The organism is Amycolatopsis sp. NPDC049159, assembly GCF_040648295.1.
In the GTDB taxonomy this organism is placed as follows: domain Bacteria; phylum Actinomycetota; class Actinomycetes; order Mycobacteriales; family Pseudonocardiaceae; genus Amycolatopsis; species Amycolatopsis pretoriensis_A.
Genome location: NZ_JBEZDL010000003.1, coordinates 31,506 through 49,855, shown reverse-complemented (window position 1 = coordinate 49,855; position 18,350 = coordinate 31,506). Strand labels below are relative to the sequence as shown.

The 18,350-nt window shown below is 72.1% G+C and carries 24 protein-coding genes; 10 read left to right on the top strand and 14 right to left on the bottom strand.

All coding sequences use genetic code 11. The features are described 5' to 3' along the window. Nucleotides 1–392: 392 nt before the first annotated feature. Both AB0B33_RS06305 and AB0B33_RS06300 read right to left on the bottom strand, forming a co-directional pair. Nucleotides 393–1,055: an SGNH/GDSL hydrolase family protein gene (locus AB0B33_RS06305; protein WP_247015673.1), complete on the bottom strand. Its 663-nt coding sequence runs from the start codon at nucleotides 1,053–1,055 to the stop codon at nucleotides 393–395. Between the two features lie 65 nt (nucleotides 1,056–1,120). Next, nucleotides 1,121–1,729, bottom strand: a complete 609-nt coding sequence (locus tag AB0B33_RS06300; RefSeq protein ID WP_360767596.1) for an NAD(P)-binding oxidoreductase — start codon at nucleotides 1,727–1,729, stop codon at nucleotides 1,121–1,123. A gap of 83 nt (nucleotides 1,730–1,812) precedes the next feature. Between AB0B33_RS06300 and AB0B33_RS06295 the strand changes: the two genes are divergently transcribed. Beyond that, nucleotides 1,813–2,376 carry a TetR/AcrR family transcriptional regulator gene (locus AB0B33_RS06295; RefSeq protein WP_360767593.1) on the top strand — a complete coding sequence of 188 codons (564 nt, stop codon included), beginning with the start codon at nucleotides 1,813–1,815 and terminating at the stop codon, nucleotides 2,374–2,376. Here the strand turns inward: AB0B33_RS06295 and AB0B33_RS06290 are convergent. Continuing rightward, nucleotides 2,373–2,861 carry a MarR family transcriptional regulator gene (locus AB0B33_RS06290; RefSeq protein WP_247015678.1) on the bottom strand — a complete coding sequence of 163 codons (489 nt, stop codon included), beginning with the start codon at nucleotides 2,859–2,861 and terminating at the stop codon, nucleotides 2,373–2,375. The two genes, AB0B33_RS06295 and AB0B33_RS06290, sit on opposite strands and share 4 nt — an antisense overlap. 93 nt (nucleotides 2,862–2,954) lie before the next feature. Between AB0B33_RS06290 and AB0B33_RS06285 the strand changes: the two genes are divergently transcribed. Both AB0B33_RS06285 and AB0B33_RS06280 read left to right on the top strand, forming a co-directional pair. After that, a complete protein-coding gene (locus AB0B33_RS06285; RefSeq protein WP_360767590.1) occupies nucleotides 2,955–3,851 on the top strand; it encodes an ABC transporter ATP-binding protein in 897 nt (298 codons plus the stop codon). Continuing rightward, a complete protein-coding gene (locus AB0B33_RS06280; RefSeq protein WP_360767587.1) occupies nucleotides 3,848–5,485 on the top strand; it encodes an ABC transporter permease in 1,638 nt (545 codons plus the stop codon). The genes AB0B33_RS06285 and AB0B33_RS06280 overlap by 4 nt, the downstream gene beginning before the upstream one ends. On the opposite strand, the gene AB0B33_RS06275 is transcribed toward AB0B33_RS06280, so the two are convergent. Both AB0B33_RS06275 and AB0B33_RS06270 read right to left on the bottom strand, forming a co-directional pair. Then, nucleotides 5,482–5,940 (bottom strand): hypothetical protein, encoded by a 459-nt coding sequence (locus AB0B33_RS06275; protein ID WP_360767585.1) that lies wholly within the window; start codon nucleotides 5,938–5,940, stop codon nucleotides 5,482–5,484. The genes AB0B33_RS06280 and AB0B33_RS06275 overlap by 4 nt on opposite strands. Before the next feature lie 38 nt (nucleotides 5,941–5,978). Beyond that, nucleotides 5,979–6,305 (bottom strand): hypothetical protein, encoded by a 327-nt coding sequence (locus tag AB0B33_RS06270; protein WP_247015686.1) that lies wholly within the window; start codon nucleotides 6,303–6,305, stop codon nucleotides 5,979–5,981. Between the two features lie 87 nt (nucleotides 6,306–6,392). Here AB0B33_RS06270 and AB0B33_RS06265 point away from each other — a divergent pair, with 87 nt between their 5' ends. After that, a complete protein-coding gene (locus tag AB0B33_RS06265) occupies nucleotides 6,393–7,628 on the top strand; it encodes an MFS transporter (RefSeq protein WP_360767582.1) in 1,236 nt (411 codons plus the stop codon). On the opposite strand, the gene AB0B33_RS06260 is transcribed toward AB0B33_RS06265, so the two are convergent. Then, nucleotides 7,625–8,161 (bottom strand): TetR/AcrR family transcriptional regulator, encoded by a 537-nt coding sequence (locus AB0B33_RS06260; protein WP_360767579.1) that lies wholly within the window; start codon nucleotides 8,159–8,161, stop codon nucleotides 7,625–7,627. The two genes, AB0B33_RS06265 and AB0B33_RS06260, sit on opposite strands and share 4 nt — an antisense overlap. A gap of 96 nt (nucleotides 8,162–8,257) precedes the next feature. Here AB0B33_RS06260 and AB0B33_RS06255 point away from each other — a divergent pair, with 96 nt between their 5' ends. Continuing rightward, nucleotides 8,258–8,689: a nuclear transport factor 2 family protein gene (locus AB0B33_RS06255; RefSeq protein ID WP_360767576.1), complete on the top strand. Its 432-nt coding sequence runs from the start codon at nucleotides 8,258–8,260 to the stop codon at nucleotides 8,687–8,689. Here AB0B33_RS06255 and AB0B33_RS06250 read toward each other — a convergent pair. The 3 genes from AB0B33_RS06250 to AB0B33_RS06240 all read right to left on the bottom strand — a co-directional run bounded on the left by AB0B33_RS06250 (nucleotide 8,652) and on the right by AB0B33_RS06240 (nucleotide 10,380). Beyond that, nucleotides 8,652–9,440 (bottom strand): metal-dependent hydrolase, encoded by a 789-nt coding sequence (locus tag AB0B33_RS06250; RefSeq protein ID WP_247025396.1) that lies wholly within the window; start codon nucleotides 9,438–9,440, stop codon nucleotides 8,652–8,654. The genes AB0B33_RS06255 and AB0B33_RS06250 overlap by 38 nt on opposite strands. A 59-nt stretch (nucleotides 9,441–9,499) precedes the next feature. After that, nucleotides 9,500–9,853 carry an STAS domain-containing protein gene (locus AB0B33_RS06245; protein WP_086862300.1) on the bottom strand — a complete coding sequence of 118 codons (354 nt, stop codon included), beginning with the start codon at nucleotides 9,851–9,853 and terminating at the stop codon, nucleotides 9,500–9,502. Nucleotides 9,854–10,071: 218 nt separating this feature from the next. Next, complete coding sequence (locus AB0B33_RS06240; protein WP_247015694.1) at nucleotides 10,072–10,380, bottom strand: WhiB family transcriptional regulator; 309 nt, start codon at nucleotides 10,378–10,380, stop codon at nucleotides 10,072–10,074. A gap of 163 nt (nucleotides 10,381–10,543) precedes the next feature. On the opposite strand from AB0B33_RS06240, the gene AB0B33_RS06235 reads away from it, so the two are divergent. From AB0B33_RS06235 to AB0B33_RS06225, 3 genes are all read left to right on the top strand, one after another. Then, nucleotides 10,544–10,960, top strand: a complete 417-nt coding sequence (locus AB0B33_RS06235) for an anti-sigma factor (RefSeq protein WP_247015696.1) — start codon at nucleotides 10,544–10,546, stop codon at nucleotides 10,958–10,960. Next, nucleotides 10,957–11,736, top strand: a complete 780-nt coding sequence (locus AB0B33_RS06230) for a SigB/SigF/SigG family RNA polymerase sigma factor (RefSeq protein ID WP_247015698.1) — start codon at nucleotides 10,957–10,959, stop codon at nucleotides 11,734–11,736. The genes AB0B33_RS06235 and AB0B33_RS06230 overlap by 4 nt, the downstream gene beginning before the upstream one ends. Nucleotides 11,737–11,798: 62 nt before the next feature. After that, nucleotides 11,799–12,218: an ATP-binding protein gene (locus AB0B33_RS06225; protein ID WP_360767572.1), complete on the top strand. Its 420-nt coding sequence runs from the start codon at nucleotides 11,799–11,801 to the stop codon at nucleotides 12,216–12,218. Here the strand turns inward: AB0B33_RS06225 and AB0B33_RS06220 are convergent, their stop codons facing one another. Beyond that, nucleotides 12,219–12,704 (bottom strand): MarR family transcriptional regulator, encoded by a 486-nt coding sequence (locus AB0B33_RS06220; RefSeq protein WP_360767569.1) that lies wholly within the window; start codon nucleotides 12,702–12,704, stop codon nucleotides 12,219–12,221. Nucleotides 12,705–12,746: 42 nt separating this feature from the next. Between AB0B33_RS06220 and AB0B33_RS06215 the strand changes: the two genes are divergently transcribed. Together AB0B33_RS06215 and AB0B33_RS06210 are read left to right on the top strand one after the other, a co-directional pair. Then, nucleotides 12,747–13,724: an aldo/keto reductase gene (locus AB0B33_RS06215; RefSeq protein WP_360767566.1), complete on the top strand. Its 978-nt coding sequence runs from the start codon at nucleotides 12,747–12,749 to the stop codon at nucleotides 13,722–13,724. An 18-nt stretch (nucleotides 13,725–13,742) separates the two neighbouring features. Continuing rightward, entirely contained in the window at nucleotides 13,743–14,381 is a 639-nt protein-coding gene (locus AB0B33_RS06210; protein ID WP_360767562.1) for a nitroreductase family protein, read from the top strand. Nucleotides 14,382–14,635: 254 nt separating this feature from the next. On the opposite strand, the gene AB0B33_RS06205 is transcribed toward AB0B33_RS06210, so the two are convergent. From AB0B33_RS06205 to AB0B33_RS06190, 4 genes are all read right to left on the bottom strand, one after another. Then, nucleotides 14,636–15,952: a cellulose binding domain-containing protein gene (locus tag AB0B33_RS06205; RefSeq protein WP_360767559.1), complete on the bottom strand. Its 1,317-nt coding sequence runs from the start codon at nucleotides 15,950–15,952 to the stop codon at nucleotides 14,636–14,638. A gap of 9 nt (nucleotides 15,953–15,961) precedes the next feature. Next, nucleotides 15,962–16,711: a 3D domain-containing protein gene (locus tag AB0B33_RS06200; protein WP_360767557.1), complete on the bottom strand. Its 750-nt coding sequence runs from the start codon at nucleotides 16,709–16,711 to the stop codon at nucleotides 15,962–15,964. Between the two features lie 140 nt (nucleotides 16,712–16,851). After that, nucleotides 16,852–17,490: an alpha/beta hydrolase gene (locus AB0B33_RS06195; RefSeq protein WP_360767554.1), complete on the bottom strand. Its 639-nt coding sequence runs from the start codon at nucleotides 17,488–17,490 to the stop codon at nucleotides 16,852–16,854. A gap of 10 nt (nucleotides 17,491–17,500) precedes the next feature. Further along, the gene (locus AB0B33_RS06190) at nucleotides 17,501–18,175 is read right to left on the bottom strand and encodes an HNH endonuclease family protein (protein ID WP_360767551.1); all 675 of its coding nucleotides are present in this window, start codon (nucleotides 18,173–18,175) and stop codon (nucleotides 17,501–17,503) included. Nucleotides 18,176–18,350 lie beyond the last annotated feature (175 nt).

Sequence of the window (18,350 nt, the reverse complement as noted above, 5' to 3'; positions counted from 1 at the left end):
CTTCGAGTCGGCTTTGGCAGTATCGCGGGTCCTTCGGGGGGAAGGAGCGTGCAGGTGGATCTCGGATACATCAAGTCACTTACTTCGTGCGCTGGCGGTCAATGGTCGCTGCGGGAGGCACCGGCCGGCGCGGATGCGCCCGCACCGGCCGGTGCTCCCCTCCCTCTGGGACCCGCTCCCCAACGGGTCCCGCCAGGTGTCCCCTCCCCCGAAGGGCACCCGGCCGACGGTGTCCGGCAGCCCCCTCGGCTCCCGGCCACCGCGTTTCCGTCGAACTCGACACCCCCTGTCGCGTTCTTCGTCCTCGGCTGCTCCACAGGACGCAGTGGCGGGAGGGCCAGATACACGAACCGGCGAAGTTTTTTGAAGATCGACGGAATGCCGTCAGGCGCTCACCGAATGTGCGCGGCAAGCGTTTGCGCCCACCGCGCGTAGCCCGCCGGCCCGGGGTGGAAGCGGTCCGAGGCGAAGGCCGCGGGGTCGAGCAGCGCGGGGTCCATCGGGAGGTGGGTGACGCCGGGGACGCGGGCGAGGGCCGCCGCGGCGGCGTCGAGCGCCGTCGACCGCGCCGAGAGGACGTCACGCAGGGGCCGCGGCAGCGCCGGGAAGCGGGCCATCGGCGGCACCCCGGCCAGGACGACTTCGACCGGGCCGAGCCGCCGGCGGAGCTCGACGACGAGGGCCAGGAGGTCGCGCCGGTAGGCCGGGGCGGACCGGAGCTCGATGGTGTCGTTGACGCCGAGGGCGACCACGACCAGGTCGGCCGGGGCCACGAGCGGGACCAGTTCGGCGCGGACGGTCCGGGCGTTGGCGCCGGTCCGGCCGACCGCCTGCCAGCGGACGGCCCGGCCGTCGCGGGCGAGCTCGCGGGCGAGGCAGCCGGTGAGCGCTTCCCCGTGGTGCGCCGCGCCGACGCCGTCCACTGTGGACTCGCCCAGGACGGCCAGGCGGAACGGCTCGCCGTCGCCGGGGACGAGCCCTTCGGTGGGGCCCGCGGCGCCGGGGAGCCGCGGGGTCGTCCGCTTGACGTAGACGGCTTGAGCGATGAGGACCATGGCCGAATTAGACCAGCGGCGCGAAGCGCCTCCGTTGAGGGCGGCGGCGGGGAGGAAGGCGGAGGCTAGCCGTGGGCGATGGAAACCTTCGCCCTGATCAGCGTGGGGTCCGCCACGGCGTCGAGCAGGTACGCGGCGACGTCGGCGCGCCGGATGGTGAAGGTGCGGACGTTCCCGTCGAGCCTGCTCGCGACCTTCCCCGTGCGCGGGCCGTTCAGCAGCATCGGCGGGCGGACCACGGTCCAGTCCACGTCGGACGCCGTGACCACGGCCTCCATCGCGAGCATGTCCGCCCAGCCGTGCTTGAGGAAGGTGTTCAGCAGCGGCTTCACGAGCTTGCGGGCGAAGAAGCCGTCCCCCTCGGTGTGCATGCCGCTGGCGCTGACCACCAGCAGCCGCTTCGCCCCGGCCGCGAGCGCCGCGCGAGCCCCGTCCACGCAGACCGTCGTCGGCCCGCGGTCGCGCGAACCCACCGCGGAGAGCACCGCGTCACGGCCTTCGACGGCGGCCGCCAGCTTCTCGTGCTCGTGCAGCCCGGCGACGACGACCTCGGCCGGCAGCGTCAGCTTGGCGGCGTCGCGCACGACGGCCGTGACGTGCCAGCCGCGTTCCAGCGCCTGCTTGACGACCTCGCCGCCGACGCCGCCAGTCGCGCCCAGAACGGTGATCCGCATGGTGCCTCCTCCTCGGTTAGTGAACACTCACCAGGTAGGGTGAGTGTTCACTAACCCCGCTGAGAACGCACTCAGGAGCCGCCATGGGAAGCCGCGAAGAGATCGTCGCCGCGGCCGCGAAGGTGATGCGCGAGCAGGGCTACGCCCGTGCGACGACCAAGGTCATCGCGCAGACCGCGGGCTACTCGGAGGCGATGCTCTACAAGCACTTCCGCGACAAGACCGACCTCTTCCTCAGCGTCCTGGGCGAGCAGCTGCCGGCACTGGGCGCGACGCTGGGCGAGCTGACCGCGAACCCGGGACGGGCACCGCTGCGGGACAACCTGACCCGGATCGCCCGGCTCGGGCTGGCGTTCTACGTCGAGGGCTTCCCGATCGCGGTGTCGGTGTTTTCCTCGCGCGAGCTGCTGCGGTCACACCGCGAACGCCTGGGCGCGCACGGCCCGCACGTGCTGCTCCGCGGCGTGGCGGACTACCTGCGGGCCGAGGTGGCGCTGGGCCGGGTCCAGGAGGGCACCGACGTCGAGGCGGCCGCGTCCCTGCTGCTCGGCGCGTGTTTCCAGCAGGCGTTCCTGGCGACGTTCGAGGAGCGCGAGCCGGCCGACCTCGCCGGGCGGCTCGCGGACACGCTGCTCGCCGCGCTCTAGGCGTTCTTCTCCTCGCGCAGCTTGTGCCAGCGCTCGTACATGGCGTTGAGCTCGACCAGCATGAAGGACAGGAAGTCCCGCATCTCCGCGAGCCGCTTCCCCGCCGGGGAGTCCTCGCCGAGGGCGCCGATGCCGTTCTCGGCCGCGTCGCGCCACATGATGATCATGCGGTCGCGCTTGAGGAAGGTGGCGTACCAGAGGTCGTCGTAGAGGCGGTAGTGGTCGCGGCGCTCGCCGGGCTCGCGTTCCTTGGCGACCAGGCCGATCTGCTCGAGGTAGCGCACCGCGCCCGAGACCGCGGCCGGGCTGACCGAGAGCTGCGACGCCAGGTCGGCGGCGGTCAGACGGGCGTCGTCGGTGGTCATCAGTGCGGCGAACACCCGCGCGGGCATGCGTTGCATGCCGATCTGCGAAAGCACCAGCCCGAGGCTCTCGACGTACCGGCGGACGGCGTCCTCATCTCGCTTGGTGTCAGGCGTCGTCATCGGCCCATCCTCCCGTACAGCCCCAGCAAGATCACTCCATCCAGACATTTTCTTAACTTCACAACTTTGTGAAACCAGTGTAGCTTCCGAAGCATGGAAAACGCCATCGCGATCTCCGGCCTCCACAAGTCGTTCGGCCGGGCGAAGGCCCTCGACGGCCTCGATCTGCAGGTACCTACTGGGGAAGTACACGGTTTCCTCGGCCCGAACGGCGCCGGGAAGTCGACCACCGTCCGGGTGCTGCTCGGCCTGCTCCACGCGGACTCGGGGGACGTCCGGCTGCTCGGCGGCGACCCGTGGAAGGACGCCGCGAGCCTGCACCGCCGCCTGGCCTACGTGCCCGGCGACGTCAACCTCTGGCCCAACCTCTCCGGCGGCGAGGTGATCGACCTGCTCGGCCGCCTGCGCGGCGGGCTCGACGAGAAGCGGCGCGCCGACCTCGTCGAGCGGTTCGACCTCGACCCGAAGAAGAAGGGGCGGACGTACTCGAAGGGCAACCGGCAGAAGGTCGCCATCGTCGCCGCCCTCGCCTCGCGGGTCGACCTGCTGATCCTCGACGAACCGACGTCCGGGCTCGATCCGCTGATGGAGGCGACGTTCCAGTACGCCATCCAGGAGGAGCGCGAGCAGGGCCGGACCGTGCTGCTCTCCAGCCACATCCTCGCCGAGGTCGAGGCGCTGTGCGACAAGGTCAGCATCATCCGCAACGGCCGGACGGTCGAGTCCGGCACGCTCGCCGAACTGCGCCACCTGACCCGGACGTCGATCACCGCCGAGCTGGCCGGCCCGCCGAACGGGCTCACGAAGCTGGCGAACATCCACGACCTCAAGGTCGAGGGCAACCGCGTCCGGTTCGACGTCGAGACGCGCTCGCTCGACGAAGCCCTGCGCCGGCTCACCGAGGTCGGCGTGCGCAGCCTGGTCAGCCAGCCACCGACCCTCGAAGAGCTGTTCCTGCGGCACTACACCACCGAAGCGAGCGCGAAATGACCGCGACCCTTTCGCGCGCCGAAGCCGGCGTCGCCCCGGCCCACGAGCTCGCCGGCACCTGGCACCTCACCCGGCTCGCGCTGCGCCGCGACCGCGTGGTCCTGCCGATCTGGATCGTGCTGCTCAGCGTTGTCCCGGCCAGCACGGTCAACACGTTCACGCAGTTCTACCCGACGGTGGCCGACCGGCTCGCCCTCCAGGCCGGCGCCAACGCCAACCCGTCGTACGCGCTGCTCTACGGGCCGCCGTTCGACCTGACCACGGCCGGCGGGTTCATCGCCTGGCGCATGTGCGGGTTCCTGGCGCTGCTCACCGGGCTGATGGCGGTCTTCACCGTGACCCGGCACACCCGCGCCGAGGAGGACACCGGGCGCGCGGAGCTGCTCGCGTCCGCGGTCGTCGGCCGGTACGCGGCGCTGACGTCGGCGCTGCTGGTGGCCGGCGGGGCGAGCGTGCTGATCGGACTGATCCAGGCGGTCAGCCTGATCGGCGCCGGGCTGCCCGCGGCCGGCTCGGTCGCCTTCGGCGCGTCGGAAGCGTTGGCGGGACTGGGGTTCACGGCCGTCGCCGCGGTCGCCGTCCAGCTCGCCGAGTACTCGCGCACGGCCAACGGGATCGGCACCGCCGTGGTCGGCGGCGCCTTCCTGCTGCGCGGCGCCGGGGACTCCACTGTGGACGCCCGCTGGCTGTCGTGGCTGTCGCCGATCGGCTGGGTGCAGCAGGTCCGGGCGTTCGCCGTCGAACGCTGGTGGGTGCTCCTGCTGCCGGCGGCCTTCGCGCTCGTCGTCGGCGGGATCGGGTACTGGCTGCTCCCCCGCCGTGACGTCGGCGTCGGCATCCTGCCGCCGCGACCCGGTCCCGCGCGGGCGGCAGCGGGCCTGCGCTCGCCGCTCGCGCTCGCCTGGCGGCTGCACCGCGGCCCGCTGCTCGGCTGGCTGATCGGGGTGGCCGTCGTCGGCGCGGTCTTCGGGTCGATCGCCAGCGGCATCGGCGACCTCGTCGGGTCGAGCCCGCAGGCGCAGCAGATCTTCGAGCGGCTCGGCGGCAGCCACGCGCTGACGCAGGCGTTCCTCGCCGCGATGGCCGGGATGTTCGCCATGGTCGCGTCGCTCTACGGCGTCCAGGCGGCGCTGCGGATGCGCGGCGAGGAGACCGCGATCCGGCTCGAACCGGTGCTGGCCACCAGCGTCGGCAAGCTGCGCTGGGCGGGCGGCCACCTGGTGTTCGCCTTCTTCGGCACGGCGGCGCTGCTGCTGGTCGGCGGCCTCTTCATGGGCCTGGCCAACGGCTTGCGCACCGGCGACGTCGGCGGCTCGATCGGCGACACCCTCGCCGGGATGCTCGTCCAGCTGCCCGCGGCCTGGGTGGTGGTCGCGGTCGCCGTGGCGATCTTCGGCCTGCTGCCGGCGTACTCGGCCGCGGCGTGGGCGGTGGGCGCGCTGGCGTTGCTGCTCAGCCTGTTCGGCCCGGTGGTGAACCTGCCGCAGGCGGTGCTGGACGTCTCGCCGTTCCAGCACCCGCCGAAGCTCCCGGGCCAGGAGTTCGCCGCGACACCGATCGTCTGGCTGCTGGGGGTCGCGGCCGTCGCGCTGGCCGCCGGCCTGGTCGGCTGGCGGCGCCGGGACGTCGGTTAACGCGCCCGCAGTTCGCCGCCCGCGCCCACCAGGAGCTGGGCTTGCGGCCCTGCCTTCCCGCAGGCGGGGCCGTTCGGCTCGCTGAACGACGGCGTCACCTCGACGCCGTGCGGCTTGCCGTCGTCGAACCGGACGGTGACCCGCACCGGCCCGGCGGGCAGGCCCGGGACGTCGGCGAAGCCGCGGAGGCCGCCGGTCGGGACCGCCGACGCGCCGCACACGCCGCCCGAGCACGTCGTCGCCCCCGCCGCGGACTCGGGGAAGAGGCCGACCTGGCGCGTGACGCACCGGCCGCCCCAGCAGGCGTCGAGCGTCGCGCGGGTGATGCCCGCCGGCTGCGGGATCGACAGGCCGATGCCGACCGGGGTGCCGATCATCGTGCAGGGGACCGCCGAATCCGCCCCGCACCCGGCCGCGGCGAGCAGGACCACGGCGATCCACGGAATCCTTCGCATGACGGCCAGACGGGATCGGCGGCCGGTCGGTTGCACCGTCAGTCGCGCCGGCCGCTGGTCAGCGGCAGCACCGGCGACGTCGAGCTCGGCGTGACCGAGGTCGGCGTCGAAGTCACGGTGACCTCGACGCGGCTCGTCGTGGTCGTCGGCGGCGGTGTGTCGACCGAGGTGACGATGGACGGGGGCACCGACGCGGTCACCGTGACGGGCACGGCGGGCACGGTGCTGGTCGGCGGCGGTGTCGTGACTTCGACCGGCCGGGGAGTCGCGCGTCCGGCGATGAGCAGCGCGGCGACGAGCAGTCCGGAGGCGAATCCCGCCAGTCCGGTGACCGCGGCGGAGCTCCAGGTAGGTCGGCCACTCATCCGGGCACCCCCTCGCCACGCGCAGCGCAGGTACGAGGACTAACTCGCGTCGATCTTACTTCGTGTTACCGGATGTGCCAGGTTGGAATGGTGGGGGCACTGGGGAACCGCGACTTCCGACGGCTGTGGATCGCCGATCTCGCCAGCCAGTTCGGCAGCCGGATCGACGTGCTGGCGGTGCCGCTGCTGGCCGTCTCCGCCCTCGGCGCGTCGGTCTTCGAGGTCTCGCTGCTGCGCACCGCGGAGACGCTCCCCTACCTGGTGCTCGGCCTCCAGGTCGGCGCCTGGTGCGACCGGATCCGCCAGCGGCCGCTGCTGATCGCCGCCGACGTGGGGCGCGCGGCGCTGATCGCGACGATCCCGGTCGCCGCCCTGTTCGGCGTGCTCGGCCTGCCCCAGCTGCTGCTCGTGGTCCTCGGGGCCGGGCTGCTCGGCGTGTTCTTCGACATCGCGCACCAGACGTACGTCCCCCGGCTGGTGCCGCGCGAGCAGCTGCCGGAGGCGAACGCGCGGCTCCAGACGAACCTGTCGATGGCGGCGGTCGCGGGCCCCGGCCTGGCCGGGCTGATCGTCCAGGCGCTCGGCGCCGCGGCCGCGCTCGCCGCCGACGCCGTGAGCTACCTGTGGTCGGCGCTGTGGCTGCGCCGCATCGAAACGCCGGACGTGCGCCCGGCCCCTCGGCCGCGGCGGCTGCTGCGCGAGATCGGCGAAGGACTGCGCGTGGTGCGCGGCAACCGCGTCCTGCTGGCGATCAGCGCGCACGGCGCGGTGTCGAGCCTCTTCCAGTCGGCGCACCTGGCGATCGTGATCGTCTTCCTGTCCCGCGACGTCGGGCTCTCCGCGTGGGCGATCGGGCTGCTCGGCACGGCGTCGCTGACCGGCGCGCTGACCGCCGGGCTCACCGCGCGGCGGCTCGGCGCGCGGATCGGCCAGGCGCGGGCCCTCTGGGGTGCCGGGGTGCTGTTCGGCCTGGCCTACCAGCTCTACCCGCTCACCGGGCCCGGCTGGGGACTCACCTGCTACGTCGCCGCCGGGTTCTTCGCGAGCTACGGCGTCATCGTGCTGAACGTGTTCGGGATGAGCTTCCAGCAGGCGGTCGCGCCGCCGGAGCTGCTGGGCCGGGTCAACTCGATCACCCACACGCTGGTCCTCGGGATGGTCCCGCTGGGCAGCCTGCTGGGCGGCGCCCTCGCGACCGCGTTCGGCACGCGGGCGACGATGCGGATCGCGGCCGCCGGCGTGCTCGCGGCGGCGGCGATCCTGGTGTGCTCGCCGCTGCGGAAACTGCGTGACCTGAACGACGCCCCGGCGGGCCGCCCCTAGGCCCGCAGCCCGTCGACGACGACGCGGACGAGGTGCGCGCTGCCCGGCGCGTACCGCTCGACGGCGAGGCAGCCGACGATGAGCGCGCGCAGGTCGTCCCCGTCGATGTCCCGCCGGACGGCGCCGGCCTGCTGCGCCCGTTCGAGCAGCCGAGCGAAGCCCGCGCGGAAGTCTTCGCCCGCACCGGCTTTGAAGGCGTGCCCGCCGGACTCGGCGAGCGCGTCGCAGATGGCCCGGTTGAGGGACGCCTGGCCGATGACGCGGACGAAGTAGTCGAAGAAGACCGCACCGGGCTCGTCCGCGTCGGCGAGCGCGCGGGCTTCTTCGGCGAACTGCTGGATGCGCTCGAGCACGACGGCCTGGAAGAGCGCTTCCTTGCTGGGGAAGTGCCGGTAGACGGTGCCGGCCCCGACCCCGGCCAGCCGCGCGATGTCGTCGAGCGGCACGGCCAGCCCATCGACGGCGAACGCCTCCTCGGCGGCGGCCAGGACCTTGGCCCGGTTGCGCCGCGCGTCCGCGCGCATCTTCTCCATCAAGCTCTCCTCGTTGACAACCGGAGCGTTGGCTCCGTATCGTCGTAAGCGGGTGCACCGTTCCGATTCAACGCCCAGTCTTCCAGGAGAATTCCGATGACTCGTACCGTGCCCGGCGCGCGTGACGTCTTCGACCGCTTCCTCGCCGCCTCGGTCGAGAACCGGTGGGACGACCTCGCCGATCTCTACGCCGAAGACGTCATCCTCGAAATGCCCTTCACCCTCCCCGGCGTGCCCCGCGTGACCCAGGGCCGCGAGGAACTCCGGCGCCGCTTCCACGCGGCCGCCGGTGCCCGGCGGATCACCAAGGCGGACAACGTGGTCGTCCACGAAACGGCGAACCCGGCCGTGCTCGTCGCCGAATTCGATCTGCACCAGGAAATGCGCGGCGAAGCCTTCGCCGTCTCCTACGTCATGGTCGTCACCGTCGAGGACGGGCTGATCAAGCACACCCGCGACTACACCGACACCGCCGCGGCGGCGGAACGGCTCAAGGCGTGGTCGCCTGCTGGGAAGTCGGCGGGATGAACAGGCGCTCGAACGTGCTGACCGACCAGTCCCACACCCCCGGCACCAGCAGCACGCCGAGCACCACGAACACCGGGAAGATCAGCCGCTTCTCGACCTTCTTGCCGGTCTTGAACCGGAGCGCCTTCGGGGGACCCAGCTCGTACCAGGTCTCGCCGGCGATCGGGATCGGGAAGAGGAACGGGCACCCGGACTCGGTGAGCGCGTCGCCCAGGCAATGGGTCAGGCACCCGGCCGCGACCGCGATGCCGAGCCAGCCCGAGATCGACGCCAGTTCGCCCGCGCGATCCGGTGGGGCGGTGAAGAACCACCACGCCACGGCGGATCCGCTCACCGGGAGCAGCCAGTCGCCCAGTGCGCCTTCGGCCAGCATAAGCCCGAAGATCACCACACCGACGACCGCCCAGGGGCCGCCGGTGGTGGTACCCCACGAAGTCAGCGCGCCGAGGCCGGCGGCGAAGAGGACCGTGTGCGAAAGGTGGCGGTGCTGGCCGGTGACCTTCTCGTCGCGCGGGCCCTTCGTCAGCGCGTAGAACGCCGCCGAAACACGCCTCAGCAGCCACGAAAGGGCGCCGGTCAACCAGCCGAGGAGGCGCGAAGCGCTCGCTCCGGGGTGGTCGAGGTCGGGCAGCAGGGCGAAACCCGCCGTGGTGGCCGCGAAGACCACCGCCTGGTGCACCGACCCCGCCCCGACCGCGGGCGCCAGGGCCAAGCCCGCGCACCAGCCGGTCAGGGCATGCGTCCGCCCCATCATCGTGCCGCCCCCAAGGTCCACGCACAAAAATCAGTCCGCGGAACCGTAGCGGGCGGTCAGGCTTGGGGGTCCTCCGACACGCTCAGGTGTTCGGCCACGCCGGTGAGCTCGATCACGCGGCTCACCGCGGGGCTCGGGACGACCTCGAGCTCGACATCCTGCTCGCCGGCCTGGCGTTGTGCGCGGAGCACCACGTTCAGCGCGGAGGAATCGAAGAAGGTCACCCCGGTCAGATCGGCCACGACCCGCTGCGCGCGCTTGTCCGCGATCAGCCCCGCCAGGGCCTCCTGCAGCTGCGGGCTGGTGAGCAGATCGAGCTCGCCGGTGACCACCACCCGGGGCTCCGTCGCGTCGGTGTCCAGCGTGATGCCGAACCCGGGCGGGGTGGCGTTCTGGTCGGCTGCGGGCATGCAGTTTCTCCTCGTCAGGCGCTGCTCCTGCGCCGGGTACGCGCCTGCTGTCTCAAGCGGCAACCGTGTCACCGTGCCTTCCACAGCCCGGGGCATAACCCCGCGCCGGGCACGGTCAAGGCAACTCCGGGGCCAACCCTAACCCAGGGAGCGACCGAGCCCGCCACGGCCGCCGCCCTTTCGCGTGAGCTGTTCACGTGCGTTCGAATCCTGCCTGGTCAGTGGGCGCCGACGGCCTTCCGGGCCGCTCGCCGCTGGCGGAGGAACAGCTGCCGCCGTTCGATCTCGCCGAGGCCGCCCCAGATGCCGTACGGCTCCTGCACGGTCATCGCGTGCTGGCGGCACTGCGCCAGGACCGGGCAGGTCTGGCAGATGGCCTTGGCGCGCGACTCGCGCCGCTCGCGCGCGGAACCGCGCTCGTTGTCGGTGTGGAAGAACAGACTGCTGTCGGCACCGCGGCACGAGCCGTTCAGCTGCCATTCCCACTCTTCAGCAACCACGTTGGGCAGCCGGCTCACGTCAGCCACGTCGTCCCCGCCTTTCCCAGGATCAGCATGTCGACGGCTACATGCCCGCCGGTGGAGCGGATCAAACGCGGGTTTGGTTTGCTCACCCCACGGGCATCTCGCTGACCGGGCGTGAGAGGACACCGCCGACCCCCCGCAGCGCGAGCCGGAGAAAGGAACAAACGTGGAGGACAACGCCCCGCTCGTGCCGGAAGGCGCGCAGGTCATCGAGGTGCGGACGGCCGCGATCCCGCACGTCGTGCCCACGCTGCGAACCATCGTGGCCGACATCGCGATGCGCCAGGACTTCGACCTCGACGCCGTCGAGGACCTCCGGATGGCGGTGGACGAAGCTTGCTCGCTGCTGCTCCCCGCCAGCTCGGACGGCAAGCTCACGTGCGTCTTCTCGTGGAACGGGCCGCGCATCGAAGTTTCCGTCTCGGTCTTTTCGGACAGCCCGGACCACGAGGACGACACCGGGCTTTCCTGGCAGCTGCTGACCGCGCTCGCGACGACGGCCGAGCGCACCATCACGCCGAAGGACGGCCGCTACCTGTCCCGGGTCGACCTGGTCCGGGAAAGCCAGGTGGCGGACTCGTGAGCGGTCCCGCCCAGGGCAGCGGGGACGGACCGGACGTCGGCGCGCTGTTCGCGCAGCTCGCCGCGCTGCCGCCCGACTCGCCGGAACGCGACCGTGTCCGCGACACCCTCGTGCGCGCGCACCTCGAACTGGCGCGCAACCTGGCCCGGAAGTTCCGCAACCGCGACGAGGCGATGGAGGACCTGGTCCAGATCGCCACGGTCGGGCTCATCCACGCCGTCGACCGGTTCGACCCCGACCAGGGGACGGACTTCCTGGCGTTCGCGGTGCCGACCATCTCCGGCGAGCTGCGGCACCACTTCCGGGACAACAGCTGGTCGGTGCGGGTGCCGCGGCGGCTCAAGGAGCTGAACGCGAACATCTCGGCCGCCCGCGAAGAGCTCACCGTGCAGCTCTCCCGCGCGCCCAAGCCGAGTGAGATCGCCGGCCGCCTGGGCGTGCCCATCGAAGACGTCTACGAAGGCCTTCGGGCCGGTCAGGGCCGCTACGGCGCTTCGCTGGACCACCTGCTGGAGAACGCGGCGCACACCCGGTTCGGGGCGCCGGACGCCGAGCTGGGCCAGGCCGAGCTGCGGGAGGCGCTGCGCCCGATGCTGGAGAGCCTGCCGGAGCGGGAGCGCAAGATCGTCGCGCTGCGGTTCGGCTCCGGGATGAGCCAGTCGGACATCGCCCGCCGTGTCGGGGTGTCCCAGATGCAGGTGTCGCGGTTGCTGGCTGCGACGCTCAAGAAACTGCGTTCGGGCCTGGACGAATCCGAGCTGGCCGAAGGCACCTGATTAGCCGCTCACCCGCTTGGGTACTTCGCGGGCGGTACCGAACTCACTGGGAGGGGGACCGGATGACGACGTCGAAGATGCCGCAGCACACCTTTGCTGCCGCGGCCCCCCTGAGGGTCTTCCTCCCGGCCGATGTCACCGCTCCGGCGCTGGCCAGGCACGAAATCCGGACGGCGCTGCTCGCGCGGGGCGTGTGCGAGCGCCGGCTGGACGACGTCCTGCTGGCCGCGTCGGAGCTGGTCACGAACGCCTTCGAGCACGGCGAGCGGCCGCAGCGGATGGAGCTGGAGTACTCCGGCGGGCACCTGACGCTGCGCGTCTACGACACCGGCCCGCTGCTGCCCGAGCTGCGGGCGCCGTCCCCGGCCGAGGCGCGCAGCCGCGGGCTGGTGCTGGTCCAGGCGCTGTCGGTGGACTGGGGCTTCGAGCGCTGCCCCGGCGGCAAGTACGTCTGGGCGGTCTTCCGGGTCGCGGACGCCTGATCAGCGCAGCTCGCGCGCGGCTTCGGTCTCCCCGATCCGCTCCCGGAACGGCTTCCGGTCGAGGGCTTCGACGATCGCGTCCAGCAGCGCGCGCAGGGAGTACGGCAGTTCGGCCTCCAGCGCTTCCGACGCCTCCGTCGTCGCCGCCCACTCCGCTTCGATCAGCGGGAGCAGGTCGCGCGCCTTCGCGGTGAGCGACACGATCCGCTGCCGGGCGTCGGCGCCCGGTTCGAGCGCGACGAGGCCGTCCCGGTTCATCTGCGCGACGGTCTGGCTGGCCGCCGAGTGCGTCACGCGCATCTCCGCGGCGAGGTCGCGGATGGCCAGCGGGCCGCGCGCCAGCAGCGCCCGCACCACCGGGGAGTAGCGCGGCCGGTAGCCGTCGAGGCCGATGTCGGCGAGGAACCGCGCGACGTCGCCGTCGAGCACCTCGAGGACGTGCCGCAGCCGGGTCCCCAGCCCGTCCGGACCCGATGTCATGGCCATGACCGGCGATCATAGGCGGCGGCCGTGTGCTTGGATCGCGGCATGGAGAACCGGAAGATCGCCCGGCTGGGCCGTGAGGTGTCCGTCGTGGGGCTCGGCTGCTGGCAGCTCGGCGCCGACTGGGGCGAGGTCGACGAGAACGACGCGCTGGCCGTGCTGCACGCCGCCGCGGACGCCGGGGTCACGTTCTTCGACACCGCCGACGTCTACGGCGACGGCCGCAGCGAGCGGCTGGTCGGCCGGTTCCTCGCCGAGCGCGGCGACGTCTTCGTGGCGACCAAGATGGGCCGCCGGGTCGAGCAGGTGCCGGAGAACTACGTCGCCGCGAACTTCCGCGAGTGGAACGACCGGTCGCGCCGCAACCTCGGCGTCGACACGCTCGACCTGGTGCAGCTGCACTGCCCGCCGACGCCGGTGTACTCCTCCGGCGCGGTGTACGACGCCCTCGACGAGATGGTCGCCGAAGGCCGGATCAAGGCGTACGGCGTGAGCGTCGAGACGTGCGAAGAGGCGCTGACGGCGTTGGCGCGCCCGAACGTGGCGTCGGTGCAGATCATCCTGAACTGCCTGCGGCTCAAGCCGCTGGAGCGCGTGCTGCCGGCGGCGGCCGAGGCGGGCGCGGGGATCATCGCGCGGGTGCCGCTGGCGTCGGGCCTGCTGTCGGGGCGGTACACGGCGTCGACGACGTTCGCCGAGAACGACCACCGCAACTTCAACCGCCACGGCGAGGCGTTCGACGTCGGCGAGACGTTCTCCGGCGTGCCGTACGAGGCCGGGCTGGCGGCCGTCGAGCGGCTGCGCGGGCTCGTGCCCGAGGGTCAGGCGCTGGCGCAGTTCGCGCTGCGCTGGATCATCGACCAGCCGGGCGTGAGCACGGTGATCCCGGGCGCGCGCAACGCGGCGCAGGCCACGGCGAACACCGCGGCGGCGGCCCTGCCCGCGTTGTCCGCCGAGGCGCTGGCGGGCGTCCGCGAAACGTACGACGAGCTGATCCGGCCGCTGGTGCACGATCGCTGGTGAGCCCGGCATGATGGGCCGATGATGACGCCCGAAGAGCTCCTGACGACCACCAGGACCGTGCGCAAGCGGCTGGACCTGGATCGCCCCGTGCCGCTCGACCTGGTGAAGCACTGCGTGCAGGTGGCGCTGCAGGCGCCGAGCGGCTCGAACACGCAGCGGTGGCAGTGGCTGGTGGTCACCGACGAGGACCAGCGGGCGGCGCTCGGCCGGATCTACCGCAAGGCGTGCCTGGAGTACCTCGACTCCGACCGGGCGGCGGGCAAGCTGTTCGCGGACGACCCCGCGCGTGCCGCGGTGCAGCAGCGCGTCGGCGACAGCGTGGCGTACCTGGCCGACCGGATGGGCGACGTCCCGGTGCTGGTGATCCCGTGCCTGGAGACACCGTCGGCCGAGCTGCCGCCCGGCAACCAGGCGGGCCTGTGGGCGTCGCTGCTGCCTGCGGTGTGGAGCTTCATGCTCGCGGCCCGTTCGGTGACGCTGGGCACGGCGTGGACGACGCTGCACCTGAAGTACGAGCAGGAGGCGGCGAAGGTGCTGGAGCTGCCGGACAACGTCCACCAGGCGGCGTTGATCCCGACGGCGTTCTACACGGGCGAGACGTTCAAGCCGGCGGCGCGGCAGCCGTTGGAAGAGGTGCTGCACCTCGACCGCTGGTGAGCTTGACCTCCACCCCGGGGACGGCCGCACGGTGAGTGGTGACCCGGGCGGCTGCCCGGGGTGAGCCGCCCCGGATCCGGACGCTCCTCGAGCTGCCTTCCGACGCGGCGGCGGAGCACCTCACCGCCGGCCGTTCCTGCGCTACCACGGCGAACCCGACTTCAACGACGACGGGTTCGTCGAGTTCTGTTGCCCCGTCGACGGCGATCCGGCTGCGGTGAGCACCCGTGAAGGCCTTTCGGCGGGCGGGAGGCTCAGCCGGTGTAGGCCTTGAAGATGTTCGTGAACTCGTACAGCGACTGGGAAATCCCCGAGCAGGTCGCCACCGCGCCGCCGCCGGGGCAGCCGCCGTTGTCGCGGCCCGCCGACCAGAAGCCGATGCTCGCCACGTGGTTGGCCTGCGCGTAGGACAGCAGCTGGCGGGCCGCCGCCTGGTCGGTGATCGAGCCCGTGTCGTTGCGGCCGATCATCGGGGTCAGGCCGAGCAGGCCCTTGAGCTCCGCGTCGGACTTGGCCGGCCAGATCGTCTTCAGCTGCCCCAAGGTCGCGTTGGCCGCCGAGATCAGCGCGTCGCCCCACGAGCCGCTGTAGCCGAAGTCCATCAGCATCGGGTTGACCACGACGTTCAGCCCGCGCGACGCCGCGTCCTGCAGGATCTGCACCGAGAACGGGTCCATCCCGTAGTCCTGGCCCTGGATCCGCATGGTGTAGCTGATGTGCGTGCCACGCTGCTGCTGCAGCCGCAGCAACGCCTGGTTCACCGTCGCCGTCGGGATGGACGCCTCCACGTCGACGTCGAGGCTGTTGCTGCCCACCGCGTCCAGCGTCTTCACGTACGCGTTGTAGAGCGCGTCCACCGAACCGCAGACGTTCTCCAGGTACGGCCCGAGCGCGCCGCCCGAAGCCACCGTGACGCCGCCGCCCAGGCCGCGCAACGCGTTGACGTCGTTGATGATCCGCGCATCCAGCAGCGGGACCGTGCCGCCCCACTGCGGGTCGCAGCCGAGGCTGCTGCCGAGCGCGAAGGCGAGCGTGAAGTTCTTCTGGCCGGTCGCGTTCGCCACCGAGACCAGCGACGGCGTCGCCATCGTGATGTCGATGTACGGCGAGACGCGCGCGCTGCCCCCGGTCGGCGGGGGCGTGGTGGTGGTCGGCGGGGGCGTCGTCGGCGGAGTGGTGGGAATCGTCGTCCCGGCGCACGGCTGGCCGTTCAGCTTGCAGTTGGCGGGCAGACCGCCCCCGCTGACCAGGAAGCCGAAGCTCGTCGACGCCCCCGCCGCGACGCTGCCGTTGTACTCGCGGTTGGCGAACGAGTGGTGCGCACCGGAAGGGGTGTCGAGCGCGTCCCAATAGGAGCCGAGCGTCGAACCCGCCGGCAGGTCGAACTCCAGCTTCCAGCTCGTCAGCGCCGACGTGCCCGCGCTGATCGTGTACTTGGCCTGGTAGCCGGAGCCCCAGTTCGAGTCGGTCGAGAACGCCGCCGACGGTGCGGTGGCGGCCGTCGCCAGCGAGACGACGAGCACCGTCGCCGCCGAGAGGATCGTCGCGGCGAGCGCGAGCTCGGCTTTCATCGTCCCTCCTCAGTGGACGGTCAGGGTGAGCCGTTGGATGCCCCACGCGTCGGCCTGGGAGCCGGGCAGCCAGACGTCGACGATGTCGTCTTTGATCCAGCTGCCGATGTCGGCCGCGTAGCACTCGCCGTAGCCGGGGACGGAGAACCGGGTGCCCCACGGGATGATCCGGGCGTCGACCGCGCAGAAGCCCGGGCCGGCGCTGTAGCCCAGCGCCGTCTGGGCGACGTCGTTGTAGGACGTGACGCGGTAGTTGAGCGTGGTGCCGGCCGGGATCCGGTAGGTCGCGAGCCGGTTCGCCGTGTCGAGGCGGTAGGCGGTGGAGATCTGGCCGAGCGAGCCGGGCGAGTTGTCCTCCGCCGTCATCGCGTAGAGCTGGTAGTTCGCGTCCTGGCACGGGCTCGTGTCGGTGACGGTGAGCGTCGGCTGGCCCCAGTCGCTGATCCACTGCAGGGCCTGGCCGTTGCGGAACGCGCGGTACGCCTTCGCGCCGGGGACGCGGGCGAAGGTGAAGGTGACCTTGCCGTCGGCGCCGAGCCCGCCGCTGACGGAACCGGGCGCGGGCAGGCGGTTCGCGACGTCGACGGCGCCGACGAGCGTGCCGGGCCCGTGCCCGCCGGTGACCGGGCGGTCGGGGATGGTGCCCGGGTAGAAGTGCCGGCAGGCGGGCAGAACCGCGGCCGACGCGGGTGCGGCGGGAGCGACGAGCAGACCGCCGGCGGCGACCGCCGCCAGCGCGAGGACCCTGGCTGAGCGCATGACGGGAAACCTCCATGGTGGGGACCGGGGTGGAGGTGACGCAAGCGGGTTCACCGCTGGAAAACGACGTTAAGTGGCCTGGACCACACAGTCAATAGGTCTAGACCTTTAAGTTTCCCGGTACCCGATCGGCGCAGCGGCTACAGGTAGGACACCAGGCGGTCGGCCAGCTGGGCCGGGTGGCTGAGGGTCACGCAGTGCGGGCCGTCGATCTCGTCCGGTGTCACGCCCAGGCGTTCCCGGGCGACCCGGCGCTGGAAGTCCGGCACGAAGAACCGGTCGTCGCGGCAGAGCAGCACCCGCGTCGGGACGTCCGGGTGGGCCGGCAGCGGCCACGGCTCGTCCCACTCCTTGCTCGCCTGCTCGCGCCCGTGCGCCTGGCACTCCTTCGCCAGCTCGGCCGGGACGCCGTTGAAGAACTGCTCCTCCTCGGAGAGCCCGGCCGGCGAGGCGAAACCGGTGTTGCCCCACCACTGCCCCGGCGGCTCGGCCGGCGCCGGGATCATCCCGGCCAGGTAGACGAGCAGCCGCGCGCGCACCTTCGAAGCGACCAGCGGCGCCGTGAACCCGCCGTAGGAGTGGCCGACCACCGCGACGTCCGCGCGGTCGCCCAGCGCGTCCAGCACCGCGCCGGTGAACTCCGCCAGCCCGGCCGCGGGATCGGTGATCGGCAGGTCCGGCGCGACGAAGTCGTGGCCGCGGGCGACCAGCTCCGGCCCGAGCAGGTGGAAGTCCCAGCCGCTGCCGCCGCCCCCGTGGACCAGCGCGAAAGTCGTCATGCCGGCCAGCTCAGCAGCGGCGCAGCATGTCCGTCAAGGCGGTCTTCTCCCCCTGCGTGATCGTCAGGCCGTAGTGGTGCTTCACCACGATCCAGTCGGTCGCGTAGGTGCACCAGAAGGACACGAGCGGCGGCTTCCACTGGTCGGGCGCCTTGTCGCTCTTCTGCTGGTTGACGTTGTCGGTGACGGCGAACAGCTGCGGCCGGGTCAGGTCGTTGGCGAACTGCTCGCGCTTCTCGGCCGTCCACGCCTTCGCGCCACTGGCCCACGCCTGGCCGAGCGGGACCATGTGGTCGATGTCGACGTCGGTCGGCTTCGTCCACGTCTCGCCGTCGTAGATGCTGGTCCACGTCCCGGCGGTGGCCCGGCAGTCCTTGTCCGTCTGCACGTCCTTGCCGTCGCGCTTGAGGACGATCTCGCGGGTGTCGCAGCCGGCGCCCTGGCTGTCCCAGTGCTTGAACTTCTCGCGCGAATAGCCGTCCATGGACGTCCGCGCGGCGATGCCGAGCTCGTCGAGCTGCTTCTGCGCGTCCGCGGCGCTGACCGGCACGGGGCCGGCCGACGGCGGCGGGGTCGCGCCCGCGCCCCTGCTCGTGGCCCAGTAGCCGAAGAGCGCGACCGCGAGGATCGCGACTACCAGCAGGATCCGTTGCGTCACGCTGAGCCGAAAGCTGCGGGCCGCCAAGATTTTCTCCTCTCACCTGCGGGTGCGCGCGGCGTAGTCTCACCCGTGCCGACGTGGGACAACCGCGTCGACACGACGACCTGGCGCGAATGTGATCTCGCCCACCCATGGCGGGGTATGTCACACCGGGCCCCTGAACTGCGACTACCGGAGCAGGACCCATCCGGAGGGAGCA

Coding starts and splice junctions, on each gene's coding strand:
- AB0B33_RS06305 (WP_247015673.1), bottom strand. CDS start 1,055: ATGGTCCTCATCGCTCAAGCCGTCTACGTCAAGCGGACGACCCCGCGG.
- AB0B33_RS06300 (WP_360767596.1), bottom strand. CDS start 1,729: ATGCGGATCACCGTTCTGGGCGCGACTGGCGGCGTCGGCGGCGAGGTC.
- AB0B33_RS06295 (WP_360767593.1), top strand. CDS start 1,813: ATGGGAAGCCGCGAAGAGATCGTCGCCGCGGCCGCGAAGGTGATGCGC.
- AB0B33_RS06290 (WP_247015678.1), bottom strand. CDS start 2,861: ATGACGACGCCTGACACCAAGCGAGATGAGGACGCCGTCCGCCGGTAC.
- AB0B33_RS06285 (WP_360767590.1), top strand. CDS start 2,955: ATGGAAAACGCCATCGCGATCTCCGGCCTCCACAAGTCGTTCGGCCGG.
- AB0B33_RS06280 (WP_360767587.1), top strand. CDS start 3,848: ATGACCGCGACCCTTTCGCGCGCCGAAGCCGGCGTCGCCCCGGCCCAC.
- AB0B33_RS06275 (WP_360767585.1), bottom strand. CDS start 5,940: ATGCGAAGGATTCCGTGGATCGCCGTGGTCCTGCTCGCCGCGGCCGGG.
- AB0B33_RS06270 (WP_247015686.1), bottom strand. CDS start 6,305: ATGAGTGGCCGACCTACCTGGAGCTCCGCCGCGGTCACCGGACTGGCG.
- AB0B33_RS06265 (WP_360767582.1), top strand. CDS start 6,393: ATGGTGGGGGCACTGGGGAACCGCGACTTCCGACGGCTGTGGATCGCC.
- AB0B33_RS06260 (WP_360767579.1), bottom strand. CDS start 8,161: ATGGAGAAGATGCGCGCGGACGCGCGGCGCAACCGGGCCAAGGTCCTG.
- AB0B33_RS06255 (WP_360767576.1), top strand. CDS start 8,258: ATGACTCGTACCGTGCCCGGCGCGCGTGACGTCTTCGACCGCTTCCTC.
- AB0B33_RS06250 (WP_247025396.1), bottom strand. CDS start 9,440: ATGGGGCGGACGCATGCCCTGACCGGCTGGTGCGCGGGCTTGGCCCTG.
- AB0B33_RS06245 (WP_086862300.1), bottom strand. CDS start 9,853: ATGCCCGCAGCCGACCAGAACGCCACCCCGCCCGGGTTCGGCATCACG.
- AB0B33_RS06225 (WP_360767572.1), top strand. CDS start 11,799: ATGACGACGTCGAAGATGCCGCAGCACACCTTTGCTGCCGCGGCCCCC.
- AB0B33_RS06220 (WP_360767569.1), bottom strand. CDS start 12,704: ATGGCCATGACATCGGGTCCGGACGGGCTGGGGACCCGGCTGCGGCAC.
- AB0B33_RS06215 (WP_360767566.1), top strand. CDS start 12,747: ATGGAGAACCGGAAGATCGCCCGGCTGGGCCGTGAGGTGTCCGTCGTG.
- AB0B33_RS06210 (WP_360767562.1), top strand. CDS start 13,743: ATGATGACGCCCGAAGAGCTCCTGACGACCACCAGGACCGTGCGCAAG.
- AB0B33_RS06205 (WP_360767559.1), bottom strand. CDS start 15,952: ATGAAAGCCGAGCTCGCGCTCGCCGCGACGATCCTCTCGGCGGCGACG.
- AB0B33_RS06200 (WP_360767557.1), bottom strand. CDS start 16,711: ATGCGCTCAGCCAGGGTCCTCGCGCTGGCGGCGGTCGCCGCCGGCGGT.
- AB0B33_RS06195 (WP_360767554.1), bottom strand. CDS start 17,490: ATGACGACTTTCGCGCTGGTCCACGGGGGCGGCGGCAGCGGCTGGGAC.